Source organism: Lentibacillus halophilus, assembly GCF_055395055.1.
The window spans coordinates 2,140,284-2,157,739 of record NZ_AP043750.1 but is presented as its reverse complement, the minus strand read 5'-3'; the positions used below and the strand labels follow the sequence as shown (position 1 = coordinate 2,157,739).

General features: G+C 40.4%; 19 protein-coding genes and 3 pseudogenes. 11 read left to right on the top strand and 11 right to left on the bottom strand.

What is annotated here, in order from left to right:
• Window positions 1-1,439: 1,439 nt before the first annotated feature.
• Together ACZ5Q7_RS10620 and ACZ5Q7_RS10615 are read left to right on the top strand one after the other, a co-directional pair.
• On the top strand, window positions 1,440-1,796 hold the full coding sequence (locus ACZ5Q7_RS10620) for a DUF2512 family protein (RefSeq protein ID WP_343752869.1): 357 nt from the start codon (window positions 1,440-1,442) through the stop codon (window positions 1,794-1,796).
• Window positions 1,797-1,979: 183 nt separating this feature from the next.
• Window positions 1,980-2,261 (top strand): annotated as a pseudogene (locus ACZ5Q7_RS10615) (transposase); the annotation flags it as partial.
• Window positions 2,262-2,920: 659 nt separating this feature from the next.
• On the opposite strand, the gene ACZ5Q7_RS10610 reads toward ACZ5Q7_RS10615, so the two are convergent.
• The 3 genes and pseudogenes from ACZ5Q7_RS10610 to ACZ5Q7_RS10600 all read right to left on the bottom strand — a co-directional run.
• Window positions 2,921-3,433 (bottom strand): uroporphyrinogen-III synthase, encoded by a 513-nt coding sequence (locus ACZ5Q7_RS10610; RefSeq protein WP_464432863.1) that lies wholly within the window; start codon window positions 3,431-3,433, stop codon window positions 2,921-2,923.
• A 72-nt stretch (window positions 3,434-3,505) separates the two neighbouring features.
• A pseudogene (cobA, locus tag ACZ5Q7_RS10605) lies at window positions 3,506-4,281 on the bottom strand (uroporphyrinogen-III C-methyltransferase).
• A gap of 86 nt (window positions 4,282-4,367) precedes the next feature.
• Window positions 4,368-4,826 (bottom strand): annotated as a pseudogene (locus ACZ5Q7_RS10600) (sulfite reductase); the annotation flags it as partial.
• A gap of 1,933 nt (window positions 4,827-6,759) precedes the next feature.
• Between ACZ5Q7_RS10600 and comGC the strand changes: the two are divergent.
• The 6 genes from comGC (at window position 6,760) to ACZ5Q7_RS10570 (ending at window position 9,083) form a co-directional block, all read left to right on the top strand.
• Window positions 6,760-7,089, top strand: a complete 330-nt coding sequence (gene comGC, locus ACZ5Q7_RS10595) for a competence type IV pilus major pilin ComGC (RefSeq protein WP_343752867.1) — start codon at window positions 6,760-6,762, stop codon at window positions 7,087-7,089.
• A complete protein-coding gene (gene comGD, locus ACZ5Q7_RS10590; RefSeq protein ID WP_343752865.1) occupies window positions 7,086-7,535 on the top strand; it encodes a competence type IV pilus minor pilin ComGD in 450 nt (149 codons plus the stop codon). The genes comGC and comGD overlap by 4 nt, the downstream gene beginning before the upstream one ends.
• Window positions 7,522-7,866 (top strand): competence type IV pilus minor pilin ComGE, encoded by a 345-nt coding sequence (gene comGE / locus ACZ5Q7_RS10585; RefSeq protein ID WP_343752863.1) that lies wholly within the window; start codon window positions 7,522-7,524, stop codon window positions 7,864-7,866. Before comGD ends, comGE begins: the two co-directional genes overlap by 14 nt.
• Window positions 7,814-8,263 carry a ComGF family competence protein gene (locus ACZ5Q7_RS10580; protein ID WP_343752861.1) on the top strand — a complete coding sequence of 150 codons (450 nt, stop codon included), beginning with the start codon at window positions 7,814-7,816 and terminating at the stop codon, window positions 8,261-8,263. The genes comGE and ACZ5Q7_RS10580 overlap by 53 nt, the downstream gene beginning before the upstream one ends.
• The gene (locus ACZ5Q7_RS10575) at window positions 8,235-8,621 is read left to right on the top strand and encodes a hypothetical protein (RefSeq protein ID WP_343752859.1); all 387 of its coding nucleotides are present in this window, start codon (window positions 8,235-8,237) and stop codon (window positions 8,619-8,621) included. Before ACZ5Q7_RS10580 ends, ACZ5Q7_RS10575 begins: the two co-directional genes overlap by 29 nt.
• A 225-nt stretch (window positions 8,622-8,846) precedes the next feature.
• Window positions 8,847-9,083, top strand: a complete 237-nt coding sequence (locus ACZ5Q7_RS10570) for a DUF2626 domain-containing protein (protein WP_343752857.1) — start codon at window positions 8,847-8,849, stop codon at window positions 9,081-9,083.
• A gap of 242 nt (window positions 9,084-9,325) precedes the next feature.
• Here the strand turns inward: ACZ5Q7_RS10570 and ACZ5Q7_RS10565 are convergent, their stop codons facing one another.
• Window positions 9,326-9,949 carry an MBL fold metallo-hydrolase gene (locus ACZ5Q7_RS10565; protein WP_343752855.1) on the bottom strand — a complete coding sequence of 208 codons (624 nt, stop codon included), beginning with the start codon at window positions 9,947-9,949 and terminating at the stop codon, window positions 9,326-9,328.
• A gap of 154 nt (window positions 9,950-10,103) precedes the next feature.
• Between ACZ5Q7_RS10565 and ACZ5Q7_RS10560 the strand changes: the two genes are divergently transcribed.
• The gene (locus tag ACZ5Q7_RS10560; protein ID WP_343752853.1) at window positions 10,104-10,271 is read left to right on the top strand and encodes a DUF2759 family protein; all 168 of its coding nucleotides are present in this window, start codon (window positions 10,104-10,106) and stop codon (window positions 10,269-10,271) included.
• A 176-nt stretch (window positions 10,272-10,447) separates the two neighbouring features.
• On the opposite strand, the gene ACZ5Q7_RS10555 is transcribed toward ACZ5Q7_RS10560, so the two are convergent.
• Window positions 10,448-10,663: a YqgQ family protein gene (locus tag ACZ5Q7_RS10555; protein ID WP_343752851.1), complete on the bottom strand. Its 216-nt coding sequence runs from the start codon at window positions 10,661-10,663 to the stop codon at window positions 10,448-10,450.
• A 69-nt stretch (window positions 10,664-10,732) separates the two neighbouring features.
• Window positions 10,733-12,190 (bottom strand): spore germination protein, encoded by a 1,458-nt coding sequence (locus ACZ5Q7_RS10550; RefSeq protein ID WP_343752849.1) that lies wholly within the window; start codon window positions 12,188-12,190, stop codon window positions 10,733-10,735.
• A 145-nt stretch (window positions 12,191-12,335) separates the two neighbouring features.
• Between ACZ5Q7_RS10550 and ACZ5Q7_RS10545 the strand changes: the two genes are divergently transcribed.
• Window positions 12,336-13,202, top strand: coding sequence for a hypothetical protein (locus ACZ5Q7_RS10545; RefSeq protein ID WP_343752847.1), 867 nt, complete (start codon window positions 12,336-12,338; stop codon window positions 13,200-13,202).
• 465 nt (window positions 13,203-13,667) lie between these two features.
• Here the strand turns inward: ACZ5Q7_RS10545 and ACZ5Q7_RS10540 are convergent, their stop codons facing one another.
• The 5 genes from ACZ5Q7_RS10540 to rpmG form a co-directional block, all read right to left on the bottom strand.
• Window positions 13,668-14,849, bottom strand: a complete 1,182-nt coding sequence (locus tag ACZ5Q7_RS10540; protein WP_343752845.1) for a rhomboid family intramembrane serine protease — start codon at window positions 14,847-14,849, stop codon at window positions 13,668-13,670.
• A gap of 133 nt (window positions 14,850-14,982) precedes the next feature.
• Entirely contained in the window at window positions 14,983-15,171 is a 189-nt protein-coding gene (locus ACZ5Q7_RS10535; RefSeq protein ID WP_343752843.1) for a hypothetical protein, read from the bottom strand.
• A gap of 64 nt (window positions 15,172-15,235) precedes the next feature.
• Window positions 15,236-16,249, bottom strand: coding sequence for a ThiF family adenylyltransferase (locus tag ACZ5Q7_RS10530; protein WP_343752841.1), 1,014 nt, complete (start codon window positions 16,247-16,249; stop codon window positions 15,236-15,238).
• A gap of 1 nt (window position 16,250) precedes the next feature.
• On the bottom strand, window positions 16,251-16,829 hold the full coding sequence (locus ACZ5Q7_RS10525) for a 5-formyltetrahydrofolate cyclo-ligase (RefSeq protein WP_343752839.1): 579 nt from the start codon (window positions 16,827-16,829) through the stop codon (window positions 16,251-16,253).
• Window positions 16,830-16,905: 76 nt separating this feature from the next.
• Window positions 16,906-17,055: a 50S ribosomal protein L33 gene (gene rpmG, locus ACZ5Q7_RS10520; protein WP_343752837.1), complete on the bottom strand. Its 150-nt coding sequence runs from the start codon at window positions 17,053-17,055 to the stop codon at window positions 16,906-16,908.
• A 182-nt stretch (window positions 17,056-17,237) separates the two neighbouring features.
• On the opposite strand from rpmG, the gene ACZ5Q7_RS10515 reads away from it, so the two are divergent.
• The gene (locus ACZ5Q7_RS10515; protein WP_343752835.1) at window positions 17,238-17,456 is read left to right on the top strand and encodes a hypothetical protein; all 219 of its coding nucleotides are present in this window, start codon (window positions 17,238-17,240) and stop codon (window positions 17,454-17,456) included.

The following is a 17,456-nucleotide window of genomic DNA, read 5'->3' as shown; positions in this document are numbered from 1 at the left end:
AAAAAGGGTTCACATTAATCTATAGGCAATTACCCATGGCGTAAAAACAAGAATGTTCTTTAAAAATCGACCGTCTCACTATACATTATAGACGGTCTTATTGCTTTTTTTAATTTTAATCTTAGAACAAATGGTTTGATTATTTTTAATTACATTATGCTTCACATCAACAATGTTCTCTACCTTGTCAAAAGTCTCATTATATAAAAAATACTCTTCTATAAATTTATAGCGATCCTTTGTGAGCGAATGTGGGTGTCAATTTATCGCCACACTTATGATCATTATAATTTTCTCAAAGTTGTACAGTAGTGCGGATTCTGTACCTTGCCTTCATCCGATTTTAAATCACTTTAAAAACCTTGATACAACCGCACTTCGGTAAAAATTGATTTTATGCATGTTTAAGGTTTATTAAAATTTTGGGGGTATTTCGGGGGTGCTTTGGGGGTGAACCCTCATTCATTCCCATTTACTGCGGGAGAAAGCTTCCGTTACGATATTTATTACATAAATAATTAGAGGTGGAAAGTGGCATACAAATTTTAAATGAAATTTCAAACATTTATTACATCATGCTGCCCCTTTCATATTTAAGCATTTTAGTTTTTCCTAATCACTATAAACCACCTTCATATTAATGTTTTTAGCGTTTATGGAAATTTTTAATACTACACAGATTTATGTGTTTATAAACTTTTAGTGACCAAATTTGAGCAGCCATAATGCAATATGTTGACTTTATTTGGTTGTTTTCCAATGATGATCCAAAGATAAGAAAAGAAAAATATAACAAGCAAGATAAATTATAATTCGCAAATTTCAAGCGTTATGTTATTTATATTCAACATGTTTTCCTATATTAGACAAGGGCTCCTGCTGACTGAGAGCCCTTTGCTTTTATCTCTTGTTCATGTAAAAACTCGAAAAAACCGCTCATATCGATTAAGCAGTTTTTTATAATATATTTATTTTTTTATTCCACAATCGCGCCCTTCGTATTAAGGGATACATCTTAGCGATTGATAAGAATTCAGCAGAATTCACCCTACAGTTAAAGGTGAAATAAAGCTGTCCTTCAGCTTTAATGAAATAATCGTTTTAATGATTACTATATTAAGGGAGTTCCTTTCACACTAGTCCCTTAACAAAATTCATTCTTACTATCCATATAAAAATAAATATTGTTCGGGAACTGTTTAGCAAAGATGATCCCCATCTGATTGGTGGAGGTTTTTACGTCATAAGGTAACAATAATACAACTTGATCAGAGCAGAGTCGACTACTTACATCATCATTCGAACCTATTCTTCGGGTCTGAGCAAATGAAGCATTTTTTAACGGTTAGACTTTATTTTTAAATCAACACCAAGATTTTTCCATGGTATAGTTTTATACTTTCTACAAATACTCAGGGAAAAGGGAGGTGAAAAATGAAATGACAAGCTTTATAATTAAAATCATCGCACTTCCGCTGATTCTTATTTTAGCAATGTATCTATTCGACAATGTTGGTTATGGCGCAATATGGCACCCCGTTGTACTCGGAGTGATCCTTGCGATTGTAGGCGTAGCCATGGAATACATGCTTCTTAAAAAAGGCTCATTATGGACAAGTGTTATTTCAGATTTTGTTGTTGCAGTTATATTAATCTGGGTGATATCAAACATATTTAATGATTCAAATGTCACCTTTTGGGGCGCAGTGTTAACATCCATCATCATTGGGATTGCTGAGTACATGGTTCATCGCTATTTGCTGTCGAGTGGAAAGACAAGAAAAGCGCCTGCGTAGCATGCCGAGCTTTTTGTTTACTAGCACATGTTACATCACAGATATTTTTTGCCCATCTCTTCGAAACAACAGTGTAAAGGATCAACCCACTAATGCATGGGCAACGTTTGTGTCCCTATGCCTGGTCTTACGTCTAGATTTACGAACCTTTGATTTGGCTTAACGCAATAACCATTGATTAGCACGGTGGAAAATTATATCAGGAAGCGAAAAATGGCTTCTATCTGGATCGTATGAGTAGTCATGCTTTTAAACCAACCAAGTGCGAATGATGTTGAGTCTATTGACGTATAATCTTACCACCTAGCTGCGGACACTTTGTTTCCCTAATGGTCACCAGAATATGCAGGTACAGACCATTCGTACAAAGCACGTCAAAGTGGCTAGTAAAACTGGTTAGATCGGGACGGTCCTTCATTTAAGCTTGCATCCAGCTTTGTGTATCCAAAACAGCGAGTTTGTTGATGATAAGTAGCTATTTTCGTTTTTGAATTCATGAATTCATGTTTTACTCGACTTTCAGAACCTAAAAGCTCTGATAATGAGAAGAGCTCAATCTAACGATTTCTAATTTGGAGCTGTGAATAAATCGGGATTAGACTTAGTTTATATTAAAAAAACAGCTGTTTCGGATTGATTTTTTCTGAAACAGCTGTTTTTAAAGCAATAGGGCCTAAATGCGTGGCATATGAACCACACAAGTGAGTTAGAAACAAACTCATCCTGTTTGATTCACTTCTGGCTTGTTTGATTCATTTCCGTTTGCGGAAAGAGGGCCATCATCATGCCCCGATGGATCACATTTCGATTGCTTTTGTGATTTTGTTTTCCGTCGCAATTCAACGATATGTTCATTGAGGTCGTTGACAAAATCAGCGTTAAAACGTTTGCGGAAATGTGTCATCGAAGAAGCGTCAAATGTCGTTTTTTCCTGAAACGAATGCAGACAAATGAGTACTGCAGATATGGATTTTCCGTGATGGCAAGTACGGTTTCTTCATCACTGAGCCCCAATTTTCCTTGATCATCAACCTACCCCTTACTGTATCTTAACAGTCTGCTGACAACTGATTTTAGACCTCATCATACTAATCCGACCAAGGAATTTGTGATAACTATTTTATTCAACGTCCAGCTTTTTCCCTTGAATAATACAAAATATAATTCCTTAGTTTGACAACCATTGCCTCCATTTTTGGTTCCCGCGGATACCATACATTTGATACGCCGTTATTTGTAAGTTCACTAGCGGTCACTTTCCCGACTGCAACCGCTAAAACATGGTTATCAAAGGACTCCGTTAGAGCTTTTGCATCGCTGGTGTTATGAAACAGATTTTGCACCTGTGTTTTGCTTGTAAAGATAACAGCATCTAATGATTGATTGATAATTTCCTGTATTAAATTGGTAAAGGTATTTTTGTCCGGTTCCCTGTATTGATAAGGTTTAGATAGATAAACGGTATAGCCCAACTCCTGGAGTCTTTGCTCTAATAATGCATCATCCTGATTGTAAGCCTGTAAAAAAACATGGTTTCCAAAAGCATTTGAGTCTTCCACCGATTTCAGTAAATTGTCTATCGTACCGTCTTCTGAGACAAACGCTGCAGACAGGTCATGTTTTTTAAACCATTTCATTGTTTTGCTGCCGCGGGCTGCTAATGGTGTAGGCTTATATATAAAATCCCTTGCACATACTCACCCTCCGAATCAGGCAAAATTGCTTAAAACAGCAATCGCTTTTTCATCAGACTCCTGCGCAAACCAATGAAGCTTTTCCCTTAGCCGTACAACTTCCCCAACAATAATTATCGTTGGATTTTTTACAGCAGACGATTTATCCATAATCGTTTCCAATGTGCCTGTTACGGTTTGTTGTTTTGCCGTTGTACCCCATTGAACTATAGCGATTGGCGTATTAATATCACGGCCATATCGAACAAGCTTTTCACAAATAGCTGCAAGGTTTTTGACCCCCATATAAAAACAAAGGGTCTTAGGACCTTTGGCAAGGTGCTCCCAGTATTTTTCATTGCTTTCTTCTGTTTTGTTTACTCCAGAGACAAAAGCAACAGAAGAACTGTAATTCCGGTGCGTTAACGGAATCCCTGCATAAGCAGGCGCAGCAGAACCGGAAATAATGCCCGGAATAATTTCAAAGTCAATCCCTTTTTTGCTTAGTACTTCAGCTTCCTCGCCACCCCTTCCAAAAATAAAAGGGTCACCGCCTTTTAACCTTATAACAACCTTTCCTTTTTTGCGAAATCACAAAGCAAGTTATTAATCTCATGCTGTGTCAGCGCATGATGATCCGGGTGCTTTCCGCAAAAAATCAATTCCGTTCGTTTAGGGGCGTAATCCAGTAATTCTTCATTAACTAAACGGTCATACAAAATAACATCGGAACGCTGAATCGTTTTCAACCCTTTAACAGTAATTAAATCCGCATCACCGGGACCCGCTCCCACCAAATAAACCTTTCCCATTATTTCAACCCCATTTCTGATCATTTAAATAGTTACATGTGCTGATATCCTGGTGCTTCTGCCGGTATATCTATTCTTCTACCATTCTATTTTGCATGGAAATCCAGACCTGAATGCACTTCTTCGACATAACCGGCTCGTATTACGAAGTCTCCAAAATGTTCGCCTTCCAAACGTTCCTTTGCATAATGTTTAAAAATCGGCTTTAACGTTTCCAGTATTTCTTTTTCTCCTATATTTTCACGATAAAGTTTATTAAGTCGATCTCCGGTAAATCCGCCTCCGAGATACATATTATATTTTCCGGGAGCTTTTCCGATAAAGGCTATTTCTGCCAGATCCGGACGTGAACATCCATTTGGGCAGCCGGACATGCGAATTACAATTTCTTCTTCCATAAGACCTACTTCCTCCAAAATCACTTCAATCTTGTCAATTAAAGAAGGAAGATACCGTTGCGATTCAGCCATCGCCAAACCGCACGTTGGAAGGGCTACACAGGCCATTGAATTTCTTCTTAAAGCTGAATACTGTTTCCCCTCCGTCTGCGATAGGCTTCAATGGATTTCTGAAGATAGACACCTTCATGATAGGCGTCTCATGACAGTTTATTCAGTGTGGTATAACCATTGATCATGCTTACGGAGCTTTTGGCCCCGAACTCAACATTGGCATCTGTTTTACCACGTACAATCGGACATACATAAGGCTGGTGATACTGAAAATGCGATGGTCGATTTGATATTTGATGTGTCTTATGGTCACACATGTTCTGCTGTTGACGGGTTAGTTCCTGTATGACCAATAATTCACGATATTGCGGCTTGTCCAGGGATAACAGGCCTATATTCTGCACAAGGAACGGGATATGCTTTAAGTTTCTCTGAACGTAATCCAGCTGTTTGCAAACGGCTTGTCGAACGTTTTTATGCCCCGGTTGCTTTTGCTTGGAAACTGCTAGATAATCCTTGCCCAGCGGTTTGTTGGTTCATACTCAGCAGCCTCTAATTAGTTATTAACGTTTTTAAATCTTTATGTTTATAGTTTATTACCTCGACAAATGGCTTTGAATTATTTTGTGTAAATTCTGTAGCAAAATCAATTCTAAAATGGCCCAATAAATCAATAAATGGCGCAGATCTTATTCTACGAATGCACCATTTAACCGAAAAAACTTTTATCTTAAAACCAAACATCGTACATTTCTTTTAGAAAACATTTCGTATTAGGAAATACATAGAATCCATGAAAAATGACTTTTATTGTGGTATCAACTTTATTGTTGTATGAGCAAAGTTGTGCACAAAGCTTATTCAGGGTTTTATTCCCAAATGATTCGCCTAAAAACGAATACAACAGAACATAAGAGGCTCTACAGTGCTTTTCCAATCCACTATTAAATAAAGTGATTTCACATTTTCCCTGCTTTTAAAAATTTTATGAAATTCTTTATAAAAAAGAAGGAGTTTGGCAAAACATGTCGAATATAGTTTAACAAAGGAGGTGAAATTTTCTTTGGACACAGCTTCCAAAAATCTCAGAACAGCTTCTGCAATATGCTATTAATGCCAATGCTTCGGATATTCACTTCTATCCTTTCTCCAATCACGCAGATATCCACTCTCGAGTACTTGGGAAAAAGTCACCATCAGTTGATTTCATTAGCCAATACCCATTACTGATTACTTATTATAATTTATAAGTTTATATTCTGAAATGGACAGAGGTGAATTTTGAAAACCGCAAAATGGGAACAATTAGCCGTGAACAGCTGCAAAATCATAGCACACTTCATTTATCCACACTTCCGGTCAATCAAACAGAGGGCCCGGCAACCCGTGTTCTTCCGCAAAAAACATTACCCTTTATAAGCTTTTTCTTTTTTCCAAACCAGCTAATAACAGAAGGAATGAATCACAAAATGCAACGGAATTATTCTGTTTATAGGACCCATCCACAGTGGAAAAACCACACTTTTCTACATAATGTTGCAAACAATTCTGTAGGAAAGATCGTGCAGTGTAGTCAGTCTATAAAATCAGAGTGAAAAGGATGTTAATGACATATTGCAGGTTCAGGTAAACAAAAAAGTAGCGATTGTATATCAAACTAAACTTAGCCCGCTTTTAGTATGAACTAGATCATTATGTTTACTGATGCCTTGTTGATCGTATATCTTGCACGGCAAACACTTAAGAGATATAATCCATCGCTTATTGAGATGGTAATGAAAGACCAGATCCAACGCTCAGTCATCCCTTCTTTTCTCGACCTTTTTTCAGGACTTACTTAGACAGTCTCAACAGGCTGACAATGTTAGTCATGGATTTTTGAAGGACGATCTATCATACTATTTTGTATTGCCCTTGGCGCTGAATTCCTAGTGTGCGGATGCAGAAGCTTATTTTTGGCTAAGCTTTACCTTTCTATGTCCAATGCTTCAATTAGTCACTAACCATTTAAAAGGAGATGTAATCCATGTTTAAAAACCAAAAGGCGTTCACATTAATCGAAATGCTGGTCGTTCTGATGATTATATCGGTAATGGTCATGCTGCTTATACCAAATCTGGGTGACAAAAGCGAGGAAATCAATAAAAAAGGCTGCGAAGCGCTTATTAGTGTCGTCCAATCCCAGGCTGATGCGTACTATATTGAAATGAATAGTTATCCGGAAACGGTCAAGGAATTAAAAGAAAATGGATATATTACTGAAGAACAAACGACATGCCCGGATGACGAAACGACATTGAAGATTAATGAAAATAATACGGTATATAAAGATACGGGTACGGATGCTTCCTCATGAATGGTCATCATGAAGATGGTTTTACACTGATTGAAATGTTGATCGTTCTTGCTGTCTGGTCGGTCATTTTGCTTTTAGTGGCCCCTATGCCATTGCCAGTACTGGAAAAACAAACAGAAAAACACTTTTTAGAAACGTTACAAATGGATTTATTGTACACACAAAGTCTGTCTTATAATGATGCGGACACGACCTATAGCTTAACGTTTCCTGATGACCATCATTACGTCATTAAGGATGTCACATTTGCTTCCAGTGGTGAAATCGTGGTCACCCGCACGGTGCCTGATGGATGGAATGTTCAGCCACGGACATTGCCCGCCATTTCATTCAACGAGAGAGGAACGATTCGTAAATCAGGCACGTTTTCCATTCAAACATCATCAAGCACCTACAACATTGTTTGTCCATTAGGGAAAGGACGATGCTACATTGCGGAAAAGTAACGGATTTACTCTGATTGAAACGGTCGTTGCGGCGAGTCTTCTCATGATGATCATAACTTCTCTCATTCCCGCTACCGATCTTTTGATGAAAGAACGCATGGTACAGCAACAAAAACGCAGCATTGTTAATGAATTGCACAGCGAACTTCAAACGTATTTATGGAATGGCAATCACCCACCCCTTCCCAATGAATCAACGAAACGTATAAAAGGAACCGAGGCTATCTTTTCCTTCACCAAGGAGGCACAACTTATTAAAGGATGTGTGACATGGACTAATGCGCAAAAAAGAGGCGATACAAGTTGTCTATACGGCTATCCGGACCAATAATAAAGGATTTTCATTTGCAGAGGTTCTTCTGACCATGAGCATCTTGGTGATGATGCTTCCCTTTATGGGATATCTTGCGAAAGGAACCTCATTTTCTTCAAATTACAATGATTTATCAGTGCAGCAATTTTTTTATTTTTTACGCGATGATGTCGTCCGTTCCACTGATATATCAGTGGCATCCTCGACAATCTATCTTAAACAACAGGATGGCAGCATAGCATCTATTGAAAAACACGGAAATAGGGTCGTTCGGAAAGTGGACCGGACAGGGTTTGAAATTTATCTTCAAGATGTGCAGGACGTGCATTTTAAAACCATAAAACACGGTTTCCGCGTTTCAATTACCATGACGGATGGGGATACGTATGAAAAAGATATCATTATATATCGATAATCAAAAAGGGTTTATTCTCCCCTTTGTTCTTTTCTTTATAGCAATTGCATTGATTAGCATTACGGCCAGTACCCAATTGTATCATGATGAATTGAGCATTGCTGAAGACCATGATGAACAGGTGAAACTGGAAACATTATTGCAAATGAGCCGGGTACAACTTAAAAATGATATAACGTATGACAAAGACATTCCGAATCCGGTCCGCTATCCGTTTCCATATGGCCATGCAGTCGTACACTATGCCAAATTACAAAACGAGTACCGTCTGTTTTTATTTCTCAAAACCGACAAAGGGGCTGAGTACAACATACGGAACCGGCTTAAAATACCTAAGCTTGAACGACCTAGTGAATAAAATGGTTTCTGAGGGTTAACCTAAATGGTATGAAAATGTTTTTTGAAGCGATATGTTACCAACTTTATAAACGAGTTGGGTTAAGTGGAAATCGGACATTGTCTCACGGTGTGAATGGTACGTATTTGGAAAAATGTTCAATAACCGTTCAACATCATTCATTTACATTATATGATTCGTCGTTTATAATAGCCTTGATAAGGTTACATAAAGGAGGAGGAAAACATGGATCGGATGTTTCGTGTCCTTGCCTTTTGGACAGGTATTTTCACCGTCATGTTTTATATTGGGGAAATGAATAAGACGGCTGTACTGTTTCTGATTCAGACGTTATTTTTCCTGACAATAGGCTATCTGAAATTATCTGAACGCATGTATATGTATTTGTTCGGAGCTTATTGCACCCTGTTTTTCATTGGTTTTACCTGGTATTCGGAATTCATATTAGTACCGGGATTCTGAGGAATGTGTATGGTTGGCTGAATAAACAACCCCACTGTGCATGTCATAACAGTCTGGGGTTTTTTATTCACGCTTGAATTAACTATTGACAGATGGTTCACATGACTTTATAATCTAAATTTAGAATAACGTTTTATTTTGAACCAATACAAGATAAGAGCACATCCCCCTTAAAACTGCCAGCCAGCATTGATGGTTGGCAGTTTTGTGCGATTTCCCGCGCAACATGCGCGCATATATGATTAAATTGTAAAAAATGGGTTTTGTTGCTTCTCTTGGCCAATTGTTGTTTCCGGTCCATGACCTGGATAAACAACATAGGAATCCGGCAGTCCATAAAGCGACGTGCGTATGCTCCTCTCTAATTGCTGTATGTCTCCACCCGGCAAATCTGTCCGTCCAATCCCACCATTAAATAACACATCCCCACTGATGATCACCTGCTCATCATGAAACAGAAAGCTGACACTTCCTGGCGAGTGCCCCGGTGTATGAATAACATCAAATGACATGGAACCTTCCTGAAGACGACCGGGAACAAGAACGTGTTCCGCTTGCTCCGTTTTGATACCACGTCCCAAAAACAGGCTTGACCCATTCTTTTCCGGGTCGTCTAACCAATGTTGTTCATTGACGTGAATATGGACGTCGATGTCATAGTAAAATCGCAATGCACTGACAGCCCCGATATGATCAAAGTGTGCATGGGTTAAAAAAATCGCCCTGGGTGTCACGCCCGCATCTGTTAAATATTGAATGATATGGTCTTCATCGCCACCGGGATCTATGATGAGCGCATCCGTCCCGTTCCTTACGATATAGCAATTTGTCCCCAATGGGCCGGCAGGTATACAATGAACATTCATTACAGTTCCTCCTCTTAATTTGTTAAAAGAAATTGCCATGAATTTAACTCGACAAAATCCATTTTATACTATAAAATAAGTATAGGAAACGGTTAGATACATAATATTACGAATAAACGTATTGCATTTTCATTGACAAGGAGGATATTAAACGATGACTTTAGGTGTTATCTTTTTGCTTGTTACGTTGTTAGCCGTTGTGTCCGTTATACGGCAAATGCGGATTAAAAACTTATTTGCTCTTGGCTTCTCAGCAGTTTCCGTACTGGTATTCGGATTTTTCTCCATTGCAACGATTATAACGGAATTAGGCATTATATAAAACGAACAAGCTATGTTCGTTTTTCTTTTACTCAGACGCCAATTTATACAATCACAATATTGGTTCACTCATGTTTGGAGATGGGTATGACAAGCCCTTCATGCGTGATAAATGTAAAAGCTGATCCGATAGCAATGGATCAGCTTTTTTGTACGACTGCCACCGTTTCCAAATCGTCATTGATCATTCGCTCCTTTTTCATCACGAAGACGTGACATTTCACCACGTAAAAGGAGCAGTGCCATTTGATACGTTTCTATGTCAATACATTGGGATTGATACAATTCTTTGATTTCATCTTCCATCAATTCCATATCAGCCAACCTGTTACCAACATAAATAACTGTTCCAAATCGCTTTAACAATTGTCTTACATCATAAATCGTTTCCATATCAATCACCAAATCATATTATACCAAAGAATGATAAGAAAAGGAATATAAAGATCCGGATCACGTTTATCAACGATCCGGATCTTTCGGGTTTAAAAATACAGGTCTGCGGTTTTTAAGCGGGACTGGAGCACGAATAAACATACCCCGAAAGGCACGGTAGGAAAATGGCATCAACGGCCAAAAATAGGCTGTCTGAAATGACGTCATGCGGACGAGATACAACAGCCAGAGTGTGATTCCCACCATATAACCTATAGCACCAAACATCCCAGTAACCATTAGAAGAAAGAGCCGAACAAGCCTGTTTGCCAAACTCAATTCATAACTTGGTGTCGCATAGGTTCCAATCGCAGCAATGGCTAGATAAAGGATAACCTCATTTGAAAACAGCCCGACCTCAACAGCGACCTGTCCAATCAGGATAGCAGCGACAAGTCCAAGAGCCGTGGCCAGTGATGATGGTATGTGTACAGCTGCCATTCTGAGTATATCAATTCCCAGCTCGGCCAGAAGAAATTGCAGAAGAAGCGGAATGGTCCCTTCTTCACTAGGACCTATAAACGAAATCGTACCTGGAAGAAAGTCCGGATTAGTGGATAACAAGTAATACAACGGCAAAAGGAAAATTGAGGCAAAAACGGCAATATAGCGCACCAATCGTAAGTATGCTCCCACAATTGGTTTTTGCCGATATTCCTCAGCGTGCTGCAAATGGTGCCAGTAAGTTGCTGGGGTAATCATAACACTTGGCGAACCATCAATAATAACGAGTATATGTCCTTCATATAAATGAGAAGCAGCCACATCCGGCCTTTCCGTGTAGCGCACTGTCGGATACGGGTTCCAGTGACGGCCGCCGATATATTCTTCAACCGTCTTCTCAGCCATGGGCAAGCCATCTGTATCGATATCCTTCAAAGCGCCTTTCAGATTGTCCACCCGTTCCTGATCAGCAATATCCTCTAAATAACATACGGCAACATCGGTCATTGATCGGCGGCCAATTTGTAAATATTCCATGCGAAGTGACCGGTCCCTTACTCGCCTTCTTGTTAAGGCAGTATTGAACACAATCGTTTCGACAAAGCCATCCCTTGGTCCGCGGGTAACCCGTTCCAAATCCGGTTCAGCCGGTGATCGAACTGGATATGTCCGGGCATCAATCATAATGATTTCATCAATGCCCTCCACAACTAAGGCTGCAGGTCCTCCGAGAACCAAGTCAGACGCCTGATTCAAATCCTTTACATGATCAACTTCAATATATGGGATATAGGTTTTGAACAGCTTTTCCAATGGATCTGGTTCTAACTGCTCCGGTTCAAGATCGGCCAAAAGCTTCATAATATAGTGCAATATTTCGTCCTTGGCAAATCCATCAATTAAAAATAACGCCATGTTTCTGCCGGCATATTCGAGATCCAAATGAATAACATCGAAACTTTTATCGACAGCCAGTCGTTCTTTCATGTAAGCAACGTTTTGTTTGTATGACGAAAATAAGGGTTGTTTGTCTTTTTCCATCCTATCACCTGTCAATTTTAGTCTGACCCATAGTGTGCGCCGGATATGGCCTTCTATACATAATCCTACGTGTGCCATCATACAATGGCGTTGACGTAAGCGTGTCCACTGTTGTAGACCAAGAGATCTTTTTAAGGATGATAGGATGAAAAAGCAACTGACTGTACTGTTAATAACCCTTTCTCTGTGCACGATTGTTTTTATGTATTTATGGCCATCCAACTCAGCTCCAGCCATCACGTATTTCAAGGAGGATCCAAGAGCAAATTTTCGTCAAGCGGATACCACGCTGCAATTAGCTTCGCAAAAAACCAAGGACTCTTATGACATCATGTGGAAAAGTCAATCAGAAAGTAAAGACGACTTATATTTGCGGCAGGACGCAACCTTATTGTTTCATAATGGCATATTGCGTGGCGTAAAAACGAAATGGAAAGAACAGACGAATACCATAGCAATGAAAGAATCGATTACGGGAGAAGACAGCAACTACTACCAAGCGATATCGTATCATCACGGTGAGATCCACCATCCCAATGAAGCGATCACCAGTATCCAGGAAATGACGGACGATCAGTTGTATGTGATTGACTCCCCAAACACGGAAACTCATTCATTCAAGCATGCTGCAACCGATTATGAGCGTGATTGGGCCCATTTACTAGAGCATACAACCGAACAACAATTATCTTATTCATGGAATCAGCTAATGGATCATTACGGGATTGACAAGAACTCTTACAAAACGGTTGGCTTGACTGAACTGGAACAATTCAATCAAGAACCGCTCCCATCGTTCACGCAACAACAAACCAACCAAATTATCGGGCAATTGTGGGAAGGAATATACAAAAATTATGTCATTCCGTTCATCACAACAGAATCGAGATCCGAAACATGGACAAGCTTCGTGCCGGTTATTTTATTTGATAAACAAAAGACCCATCTGATAGTCCTTTTTGAAATAAACGGGGAGAAGAAAAAACTCATCCAGCAGTACCCTGATTTTTGATCCGGCGAGGCTGGGACAAAAAACGTTTAGTCAAATAAAAATCCGAACTATGATTCGCAAAAAACCTGAATCAGTTCGGATTTTTCGTTTAGCGTAGGAAAAACACGGAGACTCCTGCGGGATGAAAAGCCTAGATAAGACCCCGCAGTGCGATAAGCACAAAGCAAAGCTTCCATGAGTAGGCTTCGACCTGCGAGGAGCGTAGGCTTCGACGAATAAGCTTGCAACGCGACGAGCACGAGGAGGCTTATCAGCGCCCGCGGCAAAGAAGACACTGTGAAAGCGACCAAAGGAAGCTTGAACAGATGTCGCGCTTGTGCCTAGCAAGGTGAACGCGCAGTGTTTTTCCGGAGCGATGGCCACGCCTTAAATATATCGTTCGTATTTAGAAAAGATTTGTTCAGTCTTGTCCCAGCCCCTTCAAAACTTCTCTCATGCAAAAGGGCGGTGGTACCGGAAACATGACTACGTATTGGCTGCCACTCCATAAACAATCAATCCAACCGCAAGCAATCCATACAGAATCCATGCAGGTATTTGTATTCCGGGCCATTTTTTTCCGGGCAGCTGGACTGCAGCCGAAGCCATAAACCCGGCTATTAACCCGCCCATATGGGCACCATTGTCAATTTGCGGCACACTGAGGCCGAAGATGATATTAATACCAACCAACAGGATCACATTCATCCCCATGGTCCGAAAAAAGACCTGCTTATGCATCACACCGAAAAATAACAGCGCACCAAAAAGTCCAAATAAGGCACCGGAGGCACCAGCTGATATGTTTGCTGTAAATGCAAAGCTCGCAAGCCCACCACCGATACCTGCCAGAAAATAAATCATAACAAATCGCACCGACCCGTATATGCTCTCCACAGCCGATCCCAAGTAAAAAACAGCCAGCATATTCATAGCCAAATGCACGATACCGATATGCAAAAACATCGATGTGACAATCCGCCACCATTCTCCTTGTTCCAGAATAGCCGGATTATACTTCGCCCCAAAGCGGATTAATGTTTCCGTCGATGTGCTGCCTCCATTTATAGCAAGCAGCAGAAACAAAAAAACATTGACAGCCAACAACACATAGGTGATAAACGGCTTGCCTTTTGTAAATAAATTCTCCATATCCTGTTGCTTCCATTTCATTTGTTCGGCTATTTTTTTCTGATAAGAGGAGATCTGTTCTGACAAATCTGATTCCGAAAGGTCGGCTGAGTTATCCTGAAATGCGTCTTCATATACATACTGCAGACGTTGTAATTCTTCTTCCTTGTTCGTATTCGACAAATAATATACATACATATTTATCGGATGCCGTTCCTGCAACTGCATTGGCTTTTTTAATATATTCCAATCATCCACTGGCTCATGATCGGCAATGTAAACATTATGTATTTCAATATATTTCCCTTGCAAATCCCGTCTCATCGTTTTTGCTCGTTGAAAAACGTGTGCTATATCTCTTTTTAAGTGATTCGCCCAGTCAAAACCACCATGAGATAGACGGGCAATCTGGGATATTTTTCCATGATGTCTTACCATCCATATGTCATCGTCGTTGTAATCAATAACATCAAAACCCGCTATGCTGACCAGATGATATGCCAAGTGATACATCCGGTGTTTCTCTTTCAGATCCATTGCACCTTCCTCCTCTTGGCCATCATATCAGACGTGTGCTTATTTTTGTTCCCGAACCGACTGGAATTTCCTAATATAGGCGAACGGCATTTCACACATAAAAAAGCTGCCTGAATGACAGCTTTGACATACATTATTCGGTTGAACGTTGAAAAAGACCGGGTAATAGCTTTTGGCGGATCACTGGCATATTCATGGATAATATCACTGCTGCACGTCTTAAAAAACTAATGGCGAGAAGTGTGTTCATAATACGATAACGCCACTTGAACAGTAACCCTGCTATGGTTACCATAAGTGTCAATAAAGTAAATACTCTCATAACGGACACCCTTTTCTTATGATATGGTGTCCTTAGTTATCCGTCATTAATATGAAATTATGCACTAGGAACCGATATAACGGTCATACAAAATCCGTGCCTGAACAGGATCTTCCGTCCCTTGAACGAGCACACGGCCGTCCTGGAATAGAACAAATTGAATGTCATCATTGAATACCGCTTTCAGTAAAAAGGGGGTGCGCTGCAAAGCAGCTGTTGGAGTGAGTATGGTTTCCCATTGTTCCAAATCCCTGCTTGTCTCACGATGGATTTGAACCGTATCACGTCCGCACAAAACCGTTTCCTCATTCTGAGCCGATTTTCTCAAAGATGGATAATCTTCGTTCTGACATACCGGGCAGTCGGGAGCAGAAGCTGATAGTCTCATATCATACCCATTATTCAGCCAGAGATCGAACGTTTTCAATGTTTGCCGCAATGCATCCTGATTCCCGGTTAAATACTTCAACGTCTCAGTCACTTGATGGGATGCAACCATATTGACCGCGGGCGAAATAACTCCCGCTGTATCACATGTCTGACCACTCGCTGCTTCTCCTTTTGCCATACAGCGCAGGCATGGGGTCACCCCCGGTGTAAAAAAAGCTTGCATTCCCCGTGAACTAACCACTCCGCCATAGGAAAATGGGATTCCCTTCTGAAAACAGGCATCATTCAACAAATAGCGTGTTGAAAAATTATCCGTCCCATCCAGAACAACATCCATGCCTTCCAGCAGTTCCCGTATATTGGCTACTGCCACATTGCCAACAATGGCTTCCACCGTCACATGACTGTTCATTTTTTCGAGTTTTTGTTTAGCTGCAATCGCTTTTGGCACAACGTTGACGGCATCATCTTCATCAAACAGCATTTGCCGCTGCAAGTTGCTCCATTCCACATAGTCCCGGTCAATAAGCCGAATGGTACCGACCCCTGCCCGGACGAGCTGGTTGCAAATGACACTACCCAAGGCACCCGCACCAATGACGAGCACCGAACTTTCTGTCAGTTTTTTCTGCCCTGTTTCTTGAATGGGACCAAATAGCATTTGTCTTGAATACCGTGCCAGATCCACGTTACATACCTCCTTGGTCCAGCATGCCATGTTCGGTAATGAGACTGTCTACGGGAACATCATACGAATCGGACGGAAGCTTTTCCACAACCTGAAAGTCTGCTGCAAGTGACAGTGTCCGGTTCGGGAAGTCAGCCAGGAAACGGTCATAATACCCGCCGCCAAAACCGATCCGAAAACCTCCTTGATCAAAAAGAAGACCAGGAACAATAAGCAAATCAATAGTCTCCTTGTTAACGTTGTCGGTCTTGTTGGGGTTTGGTTCCAAAAGATTATAGTAAACGGTTTCGAGCTGGTCATATGTATGAAAATCAAAAAAAGTCAGTTTCCGTTCATCCGGATAACATTTCGGAACAGCGACGGTTTTGCCTTCCTGCCAAGCCGCCTCGATAATGGGGTTGGTATCCCACTCCATCCCTTTTGACACCGTGATACCGATTCTGTCTGCACGTTTCCACACATCCGAAGAAACGAGATTCTGTTTAAGCTTTTTTTCGATTTGCATCCGATGTGCATCCGAAAGTTTTTTTAATTCGTCCTTTGCGTCTTTTCGCATGTTTCTTTTTTGCAATGAAAACACTCCTGAACACGTGTAAATCACCCTAATGTTATAATAAAGCTCTTGCCGCAATAAGGCAAGAGCTAAAGGATTCGAACTATTTGGTTTCCCGATGAAGTGTATGTTTCTTCAAACGCGGGCTATATTTCCTAATCTCCAAACGTTCTGGATTGTTCCGCTTATTTTTTGTCGAAATATAGTTGCGGTCGCCTGTTTCAGTACAAGCAAGTGTAATATTTACGCGCATTTATTTTCCCTCCAAACATGGTAATTTGCTGTTCAAAGACGTTTATTATGACGTTTCAGACTTAATCATGATAGCAGATGTCCGGAGAATATTCAAGAAGTGGCTGTTAAAAATTGATTATTTCTCTTTTCAACATGATATGTTATAACAGTATTGATAAATGATTGGGGGAGGTGGCTACCGTGATTTTTTATGTAATCATTACCGTTATTGTCATTGCCGTCGTTCTATTGATCCTGTCGTTTTTCATGAATGATAAATTTGATCAACTGGAAAGCGAACTGGAACAAATATCGACTTCGACCATGCAGGAAAACTATCAAATGAAGCAAAAGATCAAAGCTCTTGAAGAAGAACTGCCGACAAATGAATGTTCGGAAGGCACCATAAATCGCGACTAA

Bases quoted from the DNA above. Each gene is read 5' to 3' on its own strand.
- ACZ5Q7_RS10620 (WP_343752869.1), top strand. From the start codon at position 1,440: ATGACAAGCTTTATAATTAAAATCATCGCACTTCCGCTGATTCTTATT.
- ACZ5Q7_RS10610 (WP_464432863.1), bottom strand. From the start codon at position 3,433: ATGAAATGGTTTAAAAAACATGACCTGTCTGCAGCGTTTGTCTCAGAA.
- comGC (WP_343752867.1), top strand. From the start codon at position 6,760: ATGTTTAAAAACCAAAAGGCGTTCACATTAATCGAAATGCTGGTCGTT.
- comGD (WP_343752865.1), top strand. From the start codon at position 7,086: ATGAATGGTCATCATGAAGATGGTTTTACACTGATTGAAATGTTGATC.
- ACZ5Q7_RS10580 (WP_343752861.1), top strand. From the start codon at position 7,814: ATGCGCAAAAAAGAGGCGATACAAGTTGTCTATACGGCTATCCGGACC.
- ACZ5Q7_RS10575 (WP_343752859.1), top strand. From the start codon at position 8,235: ATGAAAAAGATATCATTATATATCGATAATCAAAAAGGGTTTATTCTC.
- ACZ5Q7_RS10570 (WP_343752857.1), top strand. From the start codon at position 8,847: ATGGATCGGATGTTTCGTGTCCTTGCCTTTTGGACAGGTATTTTCACC.
- ACZ5Q7_RS10565 (WP_343752855.1), bottom strand. From the start codon at position 9,949: ATGAATGTTCATTGTATACCTGCCGGCCCATTGGGGACAAATTGCTAT.
- ACZ5Q7_RS10560 (WP_343752853.1), top strand. From the start codon at position 10,104: ATGACTTTAGGTGTTATCTTTTTGCTTGTTACGTTGTTAGCCGTTGTG.
- ACZ5Q7_RS10555 (WP_343752851.1), bottom strand. From the start codon at position 10,663: ATGGAAACGATTTATGATGTAAGACAATTGTTAAAGCGATTTGGAACA.
- ACZ5Q7_RS10550 (WP_343752849.1), bottom strand. From the start codon at position 12,190: ATGGAAAAAGACAAACAACCCTTATTTTCGTCATACAAACAAAACGTT.
- ACZ5Q7_RS10545 (WP_343752847.1), top strand. From the start codon at position 12,336: ATGAAAAAGCAACTGACTGTACTGTTAATAACCCTTTCTCTGTGCACG.
- ACZ5Q7_RS10540 (WP_343752845.1), bottom strand. From the start codon at position 14,849: ATGGATCTGAAAGAGAAACACCGGATGTATCACTTGGCATATCATCTG.
- ACZ5Q7_RS10535 (WP_343752843.1), bottom strand. From the start codon at position 15,171: ATGAGAGTATTTACTTTATTGACACTTATGGTAACCATAGCAGGGTTA.
- rpmG (WP_343752837.1), bottom strand. From the start codon at position 17,055: ATGCGCGTAAATATTACACTTGCTTGTACTGAAACAGGCGACCGCAAC.